The organism is Amycolatopsis sp. SID8362 (assembly GCF_010550475.1).
Lineage (GTDB): Bacteria > Actinomycetota > Actinomycetes > Mycobacteriales > Pseudonocardiaceae > Amycolatopsis > Amycolatopsis eburnea.
This window is the reverse complement of the sequence record NZ_JAAGNB010001606.1, coordinates 1-10,786: the sequence shown is the minus strand read 5'-3', so window position 1 is coordinate 10,786 and position 10,786 is coordinate 1. Positions and strand designations below refer to the sequence as shown.

10 protein-coding genes are annotated in these 10,786 nt (G+C 72.6%); 7 read left to right on the top strand and 3 right to left on the bottom strand.

The features are described 5' to 3' along the window. Nucleotides 1–459 (bottom strand): FAD-dependent oxidoreductase (locus tag G3I65_RS49465; RefSeq protein WP_160702633.1); only part of this gene is annotated, 459 nt, incomplete at its 3' end. Next, nucleotides 456–1,526 carry a uroporphyrinogen decarboxylase gene (hemE, locus tag G3I65_RS49460; protein ID WP_160702631.1) on the bottom strand — a complete coding sequence of 357 codons (1,071 nt, stop codon included), beginning with the start codon at nucleotides 1,524–1,526 and terminating at the stop codon, nucleotides 456–458. The genes hemE and G3I65_RS49465, both read right to left, overlap by 4 nt. 88 nt (nucleotides 1,527–1,614) lie before the next feature. On the opposite strand from hemE, the gene G3I65_RS49455 reads away from it, so the two are divergent. From G3I65_RS49455 to G3I65_RS49445, 3 genes are all read left to right on the top strand, one after another. Then, nucleotides 1,615–2,178 carry a DUF3000 domain-containing protein gene (locus G3I65_RS49455; protein ID WP_163046892.1) on the top strand — a complete coding sequence of 188 codons (564 nt, stop codon included), beginning with the start codon at nucleotides 1,615–1,617 and terminating at the stop codon, nucleotides 2,176–2,178. Between the two features lie 978 nt (nucleotides 2,179–3,156). Continuing rightward, nucleotides 3,157–3,873 carry a response regulator transcription factor gene (locus G3I65_RS49450; RefSeq protein WP_033261886.1) on the top strand — a complete coding sequence of 239 codons (717 nt, stop codon included), beginning with the start codon at nucleotides 3,157–3,159 and terminating at the stop codon, nucleotides 3,871–3,873. A gap of 98 nt (nucleotides 3,874–3,971) precedes the next feature. Beyond that, on the top strand, nucleotides 3,972–5,195 hold the full coding sequence (locus G3I65_RS49445; protein ID WP_160702635.1) for a ribonuclease D: 1,224 nt from the start codon (nucleotides 3,972–3,974) through the stop codon (nucleotides 5,193–5,195). A gap of 13 nt (nucleotides 5,196–5,208) precedes the next feature. Here G3I65_RS49445 and G3I65_RS49440 read toward each other — a convergent pair whose 3' ends face one another. After that, nucleotides 5,209–5,874, bottom strand: coding sequence for a TetR/AcrR family transcriptional regulator (locus G3I65_RS49440; protein WP_160702629.1), 666 nt, complete (start codon nucleotides 5,872–5,874; stop codon nucleotides 5,209–5,211). Nucleotides 5,875–6,038: 164 nt separating this feature from the next. On the opposite strand from G3I65_RS49440, the gene G3I65_RS49435 reads away from it, so the two are divergent. From G3I65_RS49435 to G3I65_RS49420, 4 genes are all read left to right on the top strand, one after another. After that, nucleotides 6,039–7,505, top strand: a complete 1,467-nt coding sequence (locus G3I65_RS49435) for an amino acid permease (protein WP_160702627.1) — start codon at nucleotides 6,039–6,041, stop codon at nucleotides 7,503–7,505. A 10-nt stretch (nucleotides 7,506–7,515) separates the two neighbouring features. Further along, a complete protein-coding gene (locus G3I65_RS49430; RefSeq protein ID WP_160702625.1) occupies nucleotides 7,516–8,349 on the top strand; it encodes an urea amidolyase associated protein UAAP1 in 834 nt (277 codons plus the stop codon). Beyond that, nucleotides 8,346–8,981, top strand: a complete 636-nt coding sequence (locus G3I65_RS49425) for an urea amidolyase associated protein UAAP2 (protein WP_160702623.1) — start codon at nucleotides 8,346–8,348, stop codon at nucleotides 8,979–8,981. The genes G3I65_RS49430 and G3I65_RS49425 overlap by 4 nt, the downstream gene beginning before the upstream one ends. After that, on the top strand, nucleotides 8,978–10,786 hold a 1,809-nt coding region (locus tag G3I65_RS49420; RefSeq protein ID WP_309236057.1), incomplete at its 3' end, for a biotin carboxylase N-terminal domain-containing protein. The genes G3I65_RS49425 and G3I65_RS49420, both read left to right, overlap by 4 nt.

Sequence of the window (10,786 nt, the reverse complement as noted above, 5' to 3'; positions counted from 1 at the left end):
TTCGTCGCCGAACCGCTCGCGCAGCAGCGGCCCGAGCGGCAGGTCGCCGCCCGGCAGCCGCAGCCGCGGCAGGGAGGTTTCGGCCTCGACGGCCCGCCGTCCCGCTTCCGACAGCACGCCGGCCACGGACTCCGCCGACGCCGGGACGCCCATCAGCGTGCCGGGCGGCATGCCGGTCACGCTGCCGCCGGCGTGGATCTTCGCGCGGGCCTTCGTGGGGTGGACGACGTCGAGGTCCAGCTCGCGGACCAGCGCGAGCATCTCGGGACGGCGGACGAGGAAGGCCTCGGCGCCGACGTCGTAGGGCACGCCCGCCAGCTCGGCGGTGCGCAGCTTCCCGCCCGGCGTCTTCGTCTTCTCGAACACGACGATCTCGGCGTCCGCGCCGAGCAGCCGCCGCAGCCGGTACGCCGCGGTCAGCCCGGAAACGCCCCCGCCGACGACGGCGACGCGCTTCACAGCTCGTGCACCAGCCCGACCACGCGGGTCAGCACGTCCGGGTCGACGCCCGGCAGCACGCCGTGGCCCAGGTTGAAGATGTGGCCGTCGGCCGCGCGGCCCTCCTCGGCGATCCGGCGGACCTCGGCTTCGAGGACCGGCCAGGACGCGTGCAGCAGCGCCGGGTCGAGGTTGCCCTGCACGACCGCCTTGCCGCCGAGACGGCGCACGGCTTCGTCGAGCGGGATGCGCCAGTCGACGCCGACGACGTCCGCGCCCGCGTCGCGCATGGCCACGAGCAGCTCGCCGGTGCCGACGCCGAAGTGGATGCGCGGCACGCCGTACTCCGCGACGCCCGCGAGGACCCGCGCCGAGTGCGGCAGGACGAACTCGCGGTAGTCCCGCTCGGACAGCGCGCCCGCCCAGGAGTCGAACAGCTGGACCGCGTCGACGCCCGCGTCGAGCTGCGCGCGCAGGAACGTCAGCGCGACGTCGGCCAGGCGCCCGGCCAGCTCGTGCCACAGCGCCGGCTCGGAGTGCATCAGCGCCTTGGTGTGCTCGTGGTTGCGGCTCGGGCCGCCCTCGATGAGGTAGCTGGCGAGCGTGAACGGCGCGCCGGCGAAGCCGATGAGCGGGGTGCCGCCGAGCCGCTCGACGAGCAGCCGGACGCCGTCGGCGACCTTCGCGACGTGCTCGGGCTCGAGCACCGGCAGCGCTTTCACGGCGGCGAGGTCGCGCACCGGCGAGGCGGCCACCGGGCCGGTGCCGGGCACGATGTCGATGTCGACGCCGGCGGCCTTCAGCGGCACCACGATGTCGCTGAAGAGGATCGCCGCGTCGACCCCGTGGCGGCGGACCGGCTGCAGCGTGATCTCGGCGAGCATTTCGGGGTCGAAGCAGGCGTCGAGCATCGGCACGCCCTCGCGCAGCGCGCGGTATTCGGGCAGCGAACGGCCGGCCTGGCGCATGAACCAGACGGGCGTGCGCTCCGGGCGTTCGCCGCGCGCGGCGGCCAGGAACGGGGCTTCGGGCAGCTCGCGGCGGCCGGACGGAGCGGCTCGCTGCGGCAGGGGCGTGGTCGGTGACATCGCCGTCAATCGTGCCACGAGCCCGGGACGGTACTTCTATCGGCGCGCCTGCGCCCGCAACGGGGCGTGCCCGCCCTAAAGTCGAAGCGTGACCGCGATGACGCCAGTGCCCGAGCTCTTCCGCGAAGCAGTCGCGGCGCTGCAGTCCGTCCGGCCCCGCCGGGAGGTGCTGCTGGAGCCGATGCGGGCCCCGCAGCGGCTCGCGCCGTGGTCGTACGCGGTCAGCTGCGAAGTGGCCGGCCCGGCCGACGTGCTGGCCTCGGGCCGCCTGGTCCTGCTCCACGACCCGGACGGCCAGGAAGGCTGGGACGGCGTGCTCCGGCTGGTCATGTACGTGCGCGCGGAGCTGGACCGCGAGCTGGCGACGGACCCGTTCCTGCCGGCGGTCGGCTGGTCGTGGCTGACGGACGCGCTGGAGGTGTCCGGCGCGAGCTGGACGGCACTGGGCGGCACGGTCACGGAGACGTCCTCGGCCCGCTTCGGCGATATTTCGGGCCCGGCCCGGACCGACGACCTGGAGCTGCGGGCGTCGTGGACCCCGACGGACGCCGGGCTGCTGCCGCACGGGCAGGCGTTCTGCCAGGTGATGGCGAGCGTGGTGGGCCTGCCGCCGGTCGGCGTGACCCTCTTCGGGCAGCGCCAGAGCTCCTGACCCGCGGCTCCCGCCAGCTGGACGCCATGAACGACTCTTTCATGTCGTCCGGCGAGGTGAACGACCCTTTCATGACATCGCCGACCCGCTCCGGACCCGCGGCGATCGGGCTCCCGCTCCTGCCCTGGCAAGCCCGCCCGGCACGACCTCGCCCTGGCAAGCGTCTTGAATGACTCATTCATGTCGCCGGACGACATGAATGAGTCATTCAAGACACCGCAGGCCCGCCCGGCACGACCCCGCCCGAGCACCTGACCCGCGGCGATCGGGCGATCATCGGCAACGAAACGGCAACGGCACCCCGCCGGGAGCCGCGCCGCGGCAGCCCGCTTGTACCGATGTGAGCAAAATTCACATCCACTGAACGCCGTTCACGTCTTCACGCCCCCTGAAACACCCCCACGCGCCCGAAACCGGCCCGGCCGATCATCGGACCCCCGTACGCCCATCCGGCCGCTCTGAGGCCGTTTCACGTCTCCTCGTTAGTGACTCACCGCGGTCACGCACCGCAACAAGATCAACACAGCGATTTGAGCCGCTCCGGACCCCGTGATCGACACGGACAGTCACGCTCCACGGCCTCGGCAAACCCCGCCGAACCCCCTCCGGCAACTTGATCATGCCCCGGCCGGGGCCACATTCCGGGACCGGCCCGCGGCCATCCGGACCCCCGTCACTAGGCGCACCGGCAGCTGCACGACCCATCTGCACGGCCATTTGGCCGTCGGCAACTTCTTTGCATCGTGTTCGCTGGGCTATCCGTTAACAACCGGCCGTGTACTAGCCCGATCGTGTTACTACGAACCCACTGAGTGACTGTTCGTTTGAGATAGATACCCATTCGATCCCCCCGCAACGGCCTCCGGGCGGCTACAGTGCCTTCGACGACACCACTTTCGGTCTAAAGCTGGCGCGGCTGAACGGCCGAAGGTCCCGGTGCCGGTCGGGGGGCACGACCGACTCCAGGGAGGTAGTGACGTGGCTACCGTCGGCATTTCTCAGGCCGTCCGATCCACGCCAGCCGGCGCGTTGCCGGCGAGCATGGTTCCGCACCCGCGGGAAGAGCTCTTTTCGGTATTGGTGGTCGACGACCACCCGCTGTTGAGGGAGGCAATCGCAGCAAGACTCGCACAGATGGGTGCGGGGACCGTCCACGAAGCCGCCACGGTGGCCGAGGCGAGGGCGCGAGCACAGGCCACCGGGCCTTGTGACCTGGCGATCCTCGATCTCGGACTGCCGGACGGCAGCGGCATCGAGCTGGTTACGGAACTCCGTAGCCACGGCTGGCCGCGCGTGGTCGTACTCGCATCCTCGGATGACCCGTACGCGGTCCGCTCGGCCTTCCAGGCCGGGGCCCAGGCGTACCTGCTGAAGTCCGCGTCGCCGGTCGTCGTGACCGATGGCGTGCGGCGCGTGCTCGAGGGCGGCGTGTACGCCGACCCGAGCGTGGCTCCGGTGCTGGCCACCGGGACCCGCGTCGCGGGCACCGACAACACCCCGCGCGAGCTGTCCGCTCGTGAGGTGGAGGTGCTCCAGCTGGTCGCCGACGGGCAGTCCAACAAGGAGATCGGCGAGGAGCTTTCGCTCTCCGCCCTCACCGTCAAGTCCCACCTCTCCCGGATCGGGCGCAAGCTCGGCACGGGTGACCGGGCCCAGATGGTGGCGCTGGCCATGCGAGCCGGCGTGATCCGCTGACGCAAGCGAACAGCCCTGCGGGGCGGGCAGACCAGGCGCGGTATGCCCGTCCCGTAGGGTCGTCAACCATGGGAAGCGCAGAGGCCGAGGACACCGGGATGGAGATCGAGTCCACGGGCGGCCCTGTGCTGCTACGCGAACCCGCCGAGGGCACGCCCCCGGTGATCACCGAACCGTCCGCGCTGGCCGAGGCCTGCGCGCGACTCGCCGCGGGCACCGGCGCGGTCGCCGTCGACACCGAACGCGCGTCCGGCTACCGGTACTGGCCCAAGGCCTACCTCGTGCAGCTGCGCCGCGAGGGTTCCGGCACGGTGCTGATCGACCCGATCGCACTGGCCGACGACCTCCAGCCGCTGCGCGACGTCCTCAACGACCTGGAGTGGGTGCTGCACGCGGCCTCCCAGGACCTCCCCTGCCTCGCCGAGCTGGACCTGCGCCCGGCGGCGCTGTTCGACACCGAGCTGGCCGGCCGGCTGGCGGGCTACGAACGCGTCGCGCTGGGCACGCTCGTGGAGCTGCTGCTCGGCTACACCCTCGAGAAGGGGCACAGCGCGGCGGACTGGTCGAAGCGGCCGCTGCCGGTCGACTGGCTCAACTACGCGGCCCTCGACGTCGAGCTGCTCATCCAGCTGCGCGAAAAGCTGGAGGCGGAGCTGGGCGCCCAGGGCAAGCTGGAGTGGGCGCGGCAGGAGTTCGAAGCCGTCCGGACGGCCCCGCCGCCGCCCCCGCGGGCCGAGCCGTGGCGCCGGACGTCCGGCGTGCACAAGATCCGCAACCCCCGCGGCCTGGCGGCGGTCCGCGAGCTGTGGCAGGCGCGCGACGAGCTCGCCCGCAAACGCGACCGCGCGCCGAGCCGCATCCTGCCGGACAGCGCGATCATCAACGCGGTGACGGCCGACCCGAAGACGGTCGAGGACCTCCAGGCCCTCCCGGTCTTCAGCGGCCGCGTCCAGCGCAAGTACACGTCGAGCTGGCTCCGCCACCTCCAGGCGGCCCGCGCCCTCCCGGCATCGGAACTGCCTTCGCCCTCGCAGCCGACGGACGGCCCGCCCCCGGTGAACCGCTGGGCGGACAAGGACCCGGACGCGGCAGCCCGCCTGTCCGCGGCCCGCGCGGCGCTGACGGCGATCGCGGAGGACCGCCGGCTCCCGGTGGAGAACCTGCTGCTGCCGGACCTGGTCCGGCGGACGTGCTGGCGCCCGCCGGCGGAGACGGACGAGGATTCGGTGGCTTCGGTGCTGCGGGCGGGCGGGGCGCGTCCGTGGCAGGTGGAGCTGACGGCGACGGCGCTGAGCAAGGCCCTCCAGACGTCGGCTTCCTGACGGCGGCCGCTCGTCATCCGGTGAGCGTCGCCAGCAGCGTGTGGGCCGCCGCCCGCAGTTCCTCCGACGGCTCGGCCTCCCCCACCAGCCGCACCACCCCGTCCGCCCCTTCACGGACATGGGCCTCCACGTCCAGCTCCGGGTCGTCCCGCCGCACCACGGCGATGCTCTCCACCAGACCGAACACCAGGTCCGTCCGGATCGCCACCGACTCCGGCACCACCCCCGAAGCCGCCACCAACCGGCCGTAAGCCGCCTTCAGGTCCGCGCGCTCAGCCCGGAACCGGGCCAGGTTCGCCGATCCCACCTCCGGCAGCAGGTACAACGCGCCCAGGTTGTGGCGGGCCCCGCCGAGCAGCCCGATGTCCGCGTACGCCAGCGCCCACAGCCGGACCGCTGCCGGGCCCGCGGCGCCGACCAAGCGGGAAGCCAAATCCAGCGACGGCCGGACCGTCTCCGCCAGCAGTGCCGCGAGGATGTCTTCCTTCGCCGGGAAGTGGTAGTAGAGCGACGCCTGCCGCAGGCCCGCGCGCTCCGCGATCGCGCGGGTCGTCGTCGCCGCGTAGCCGGCTCCGGTGAACAGCTCTCCTGCCGCGTCGAGCACCGCTTGGCGCGCGTCCGGGCGGCTCGCCGCCGCTCCGCTCGCCCTCGGCCTGCCGACTCCCGCGCCTTTGACCACGGGGTGATCTTGCCAGGTCCGGCGCCCGGGCACCCGTGGTTACCCCCGTATGTCGCTGTTGACGCCCGGAAACCCTCGCCGTTAACGCACCCCTAACGCGACGGAGACCGGGACGTCCAGCCACGGACTTAATTTCTGTCGCACGATCGAAACAAGGAGACCGCATGCCACCCGACGATCTCGCCTCCTTCGGTTACCGCCAGGAGCTCCGCCGGTCGCTGGGCGGGTTCTCCGCCTTCGCCGCCGGCTTCTCGTTCGTCTCCATCCTCACCACCGTCTTCCAGCTCTTCGGCTTCGGCTACACCTTCGGCGGCCCGCTCTTCTTCTGGACGTGGCCGGTCGTCCTCGGCGGCCAGCTGCTCGTGGCGCTCACCTTCGCCGAGCTCGCCGCGCGCTTCCCGCTCGCCGGATCCGTCTACCAATGGGCGAAACAGCTCTCGAAGGGGTTCCTCGGCTGGCTCGCCGGCTGGATGATGCTGATCGGCTGCATCGTCGCGCTCGCCGCCGCGGCGATCGCGCTGCAGGTCGTGCTGCCCTCGGTGTGGGACGGCTTCCAGCTCGTCGGCGGCGACCCCTCGGTGACGTCGCCGTCGGGCGCGGCCAACGCCGTCCTCCTCGGCACGCTCCTGCTCGTCTTCACCACGCTCGTCAACGCCGGTGGCGTCCGGCTGATGGCCCGCATCAACGACGTCGGCGTCGCGGCCGAGCTGCTCGGCGTCGTCGTCCTGATCACCGGCCTCGGCCTGTTCGCCGTCCGCGGCCCTCAGGTGGTCGCGCACGACGCCCCCGGCACGAGCGCCGGCATCGGCGGCGTCCTCGCTTCGGCGCTCATGGCCGCGTACGTGCTCTACGGCTTCGACACCGCCGCGTCGGTCGCCGAGGAGACGAAGGACGCCCGAAAGGCCGCGCCGCGTGCCGTGCTGCGGGCGGTGCTCGTGTCCGGGATCGGCGGGCTGGCCGTGGTCGTCACCGCGCTGATGGCCGCGCCGAGCCTCACCGACGGGCAGCTCGCCGGGCACGGCCTGCCGTACGTGATCACCGCCGTCTTCGGCGACACCCTCGGCCGCGTCTTCCTCGCCGACGTCGCCATCGCGGTCGTGGTCTGCACCCTCACCATCCAGACCGGCACCGTCCGGCTCATCTTCGCGATGGCCCGCGACGGCGCGCTCCCCGCTTCCGCCCGACTTTCGTCGGTGAATCCGAAAACCGGCACGCCGGTCGCGCCCGCGCTCGTTTCGGGCGTGCTGGCCATCGCGCTCCTGCTGCTCAACGTCGGCAACCCGACGCTCTTCAGCACCATCACCGGGACGTCGGTGGTGGTCGTCTACCTGGCGTACCTGCTGGTCACCGGCCCCCTGCTGGTCGCCAGGCTGCGCGGGCGCTTCCCCGCGGAACCCGGCCGGTTCTCGCTGGGACGCTGGGGCGTTCCGCTGAACGGGGCAGCCGTGCTCTACGGGATCGCCATGATCGTGAACATCGCCTGGCCGCGCGCGGAGATCTACGACGTCGCCGGTTCGGGCGCCCCCTGGATGCTGCTGTTCCCGCTAGAGTTCGTCGGCGGCGCACTGGTGATCGGCTGGCTCTGCTGGCTGCGGCTGCGCCCCGCTCCCGCCCTCGAACCCGCGATCTGAGAGGACGTCCATGAGCACCACCGCCACCACCTACGGCGCCCGGGACCACGCCCGGGCCCAGGCCGGCACCGTGGTCGAAACGATGCCGTCGATCCCGGCGAGCACCTGGCCGGCACCCCCACCCGGGGTGGCGCCCGAGGCGCTGACCTGGGCGGAGACCGTCGCCGGGGGCGGGTACACGCACAAGGTGCTGGCCCGGGGTACGCGGCTGCGCCTGACCGACGTCGAGGGCGACGCCTGCGCGCACGTGCTGTTGTTCAACGCCGACGGGCCCTGGGAGCGGCTGAACGTCGCGGACACGGTGAAGGTGCAGTGGAACGCCTACCTCGGCGAAAAGGTGGCGCTGCTGTCCGATCAGGGCCGCGTCCTCGCCACGATCGTCGCGGACTCCAGCGGCCGCCACGACGCGCTCTGCGGGACGTCCACTGTGGACGGCAACACCGAGCGCTACGGCGACGGCGCCCCGCAGGGCCCCTCCCCCGCCGGCCTGCCGCTGTTCACCTTGGCCGCGGCGAAGAACGGGCTCGGGCCGCGTGACCTGCCGCCGAGCCTGTCGCTCTTCCAGGGCGTGCGCGTCCAGCCGGAAGGCGGGCTGGAGTTCACCGGCTCCGCGGGCGCCGGGAAGTCCGTCGACTTGCGCATCGAGATCCCGTCGATCGTGCTGATCGCCAACGTGCCGCACCCGGTGGACCCGCGGGCGGACTACACCGTGACGAACCTCGAAGTCCTCGCCTGGCAGGACCGGCCGTCCACTCCGGACAGTCCGGAGTGGACGCACTCGCCGGAAGCGCGGCGCGCGTTCGAAAACACCGCCGACTACCTGACCGCACGGGGGATCGCATGAGCACGGCGTACCAGTCGCAGCTGGAGCTGACCTTCGACGTCCCGGCGCGCGCCCCGTTCTCGACCGTGCTGAAGCGCGGCAGCGAGCTGGCCATCATCGACCTGGGCGGCAACCAGGCCGTCGACTTCCTCTGCTACGACGCGAACGACACGGCCAAGCGCTACAGCGCGGCCGCGACGATCGCCGCGCAGCGCACCATCTTCCTGACCACCGGCAGCGTCCTGCGCACGCAGGAGGGCGCGCCGCTGCTGACCGTCGTCGCCGACACCTGCGGCCGCCACGACACCATCGGCGGCGCGTGCAGCAAGGAGTCCAACAGCCTCCGCTACGGCCAGCACACCCGGTTCCAGCACGCGTGCGTCGAGAACTTCCTCAGCGAAGGCGCCAAGTGGGGGCTCGGCAAGCGCGACCTGGTCAGCAACGTCAACTGGTACATGAACGTGCCGGTCGAAGAGGACGGCACACTCGGCATCGTCGACGGCATTTCCGCGCCGGGCCTGGAAGTCCGGCTGCGCGCGGAGACCGACGTGCTCGTGCTCGTGTCGAACTGCCCGCAGATCAACAACCCCTGCAACGGGTTCGACCCGACGCCGGTCCGCATGGTCGTCACGTCCCCCGGAGGCGGCGAGTGAGGCTGCTCGTCGCCAACCGCGGCGAGATCGCGGTCCGGATCCTGCGCACCGCTCGGGAACTGGGGCTCGAAACCGTCGCGGTGTACTCCGACGCCGACCGCCTCGCGCCGCACGTGCGGCTCGCCGACCGGGCCGTGCGGCTCGGCCCGGCGCCCGCCGCCGAAAGCTACCTGCGGGCCGGCGCGATCGTCCAGGCCGCCCTCGACACCAGCTGCGACGCGATCCACCCCGGCTACGGCTTCCTGTCGGAGGACGCGGCGTTCGCGCGGGCCTGCGAAGACGCCGGGATCGCGTTCGCCGGGCCGTCGCCCGAGCACCTGGAAGTGTTCGGCAGCAAGCACACCGCACGCGAGGCGGCGATCGCGGCGGGCGTGCCGCTGCTGGCCGGCACCGGCCTGCTGTCCGATGTGGACGAGGCACTGGCGCGCGCGGCGGACATCGGCTATCCGGTGATGCTCAAGGCGACCGGTGGCGGGGGCGGCATCGGCATGCGCGCTTGCGCGTCAGCGGACGAACTGCGTGCCGCCTGGGACACCGTGCGCAGCGTCGCGGCCAAGAGCTTCGCCAGCTCCGGCGTCTTCCTGGAACGGCTGGTGACCCGCGCGCGGCACGTCGAGGTCCAGGTGTTCGGCGACGGCCTCGGCGAGGTCATGGCGCTGGGTACCCGGGACTGCTCGCTGCAGCGGCGCAACCAGAAGGTCGTCGAGGAGTGCCCGGCGCCGGACCTGCCCGGCGCCGTCCGGAAGCAGCTCGGGGACTCGGCCGTCGCGCTGTGCTCGTCGGTCCGCTACCGCTCGGCGGGCACGGTCGAGTACGTCTACGACCCCGACCGCGGCGAGGCAGCGTTCCTCGAGGTCAACACCCGGCTGCAGGTCGAGCACCCGGTCACCGAGGCGGTGTACGGCGTCGACCTGGTCGCCTGGATGCTGCGGCTCGCCCAGGGCGACCGCGCGATGTTCCGCGCGACGCCGGTCGCGCGCGGCCACGCCGTCGAAGCCCGCGTGTACGCCGAGGATCCGAACGCCGGGCACCGGCCCAGCTCCGGCCTCGTCACGCGGGCCGACTTCCCGGCCGGGGCCCGGGTGGACACCTGGGTCGGCCCGGGCACCACGGTGACCACGCACTACGACCCATTGCTGGCCAAGGTGATCTGCACCGGCACCGACCGCGCGGCCGCGCTGGCGAACCTGCGGGAAGCGCTCGCCGGGACCCGCGTCGACGGGGTCCGGACCAACCTCGGGCAGCTGCGCGCGGCGGCCGCCGACGCGACCTTCGGCTCGGCCGCCCACGACACGTCCACTTTGGACGGCATCGAGGACACCGAGCCGCAGATCGACGTCGTGCGCGGCGGCACGATGACGACCGTGCAGGACTGGCCGGGCCGCACCGGGTTCTGGCACGTCGGGGTGCCGCCGAGCGGCCCGATGGACGACCTTTCGCTGCGGCTGGGCAACCTCGCCCTCGGCAACCCCGAGGGCGCGCCCGGCCTGGAGTGCACTGTGGACGGCGTCACGCTGCGCTTCTCGCACGCCGCAATGGTGTGCGTCACCGGCGCGCCGACGACAGTTCTCGTCGACGGCGCCGAAGTCCCGCTGTGGACCCCGGTCGAAGTACCCGCCGGAGCCACTTTGGACGTCCGCGCCTGCACGGCCGGGCTGCGCAGCTACGTGCTCGTCCGGGGCGGCGTGGACGTCCCGGAGTTCCTCGGCAGCGCGGCGACGTTCACGCTCGGCGGGTTCGGCGGTCACGGCGGCCGCGCGCTGGCCGCGGGCGACGTCCTGCGGCCCGGCCCGGAGCCGGCGGAC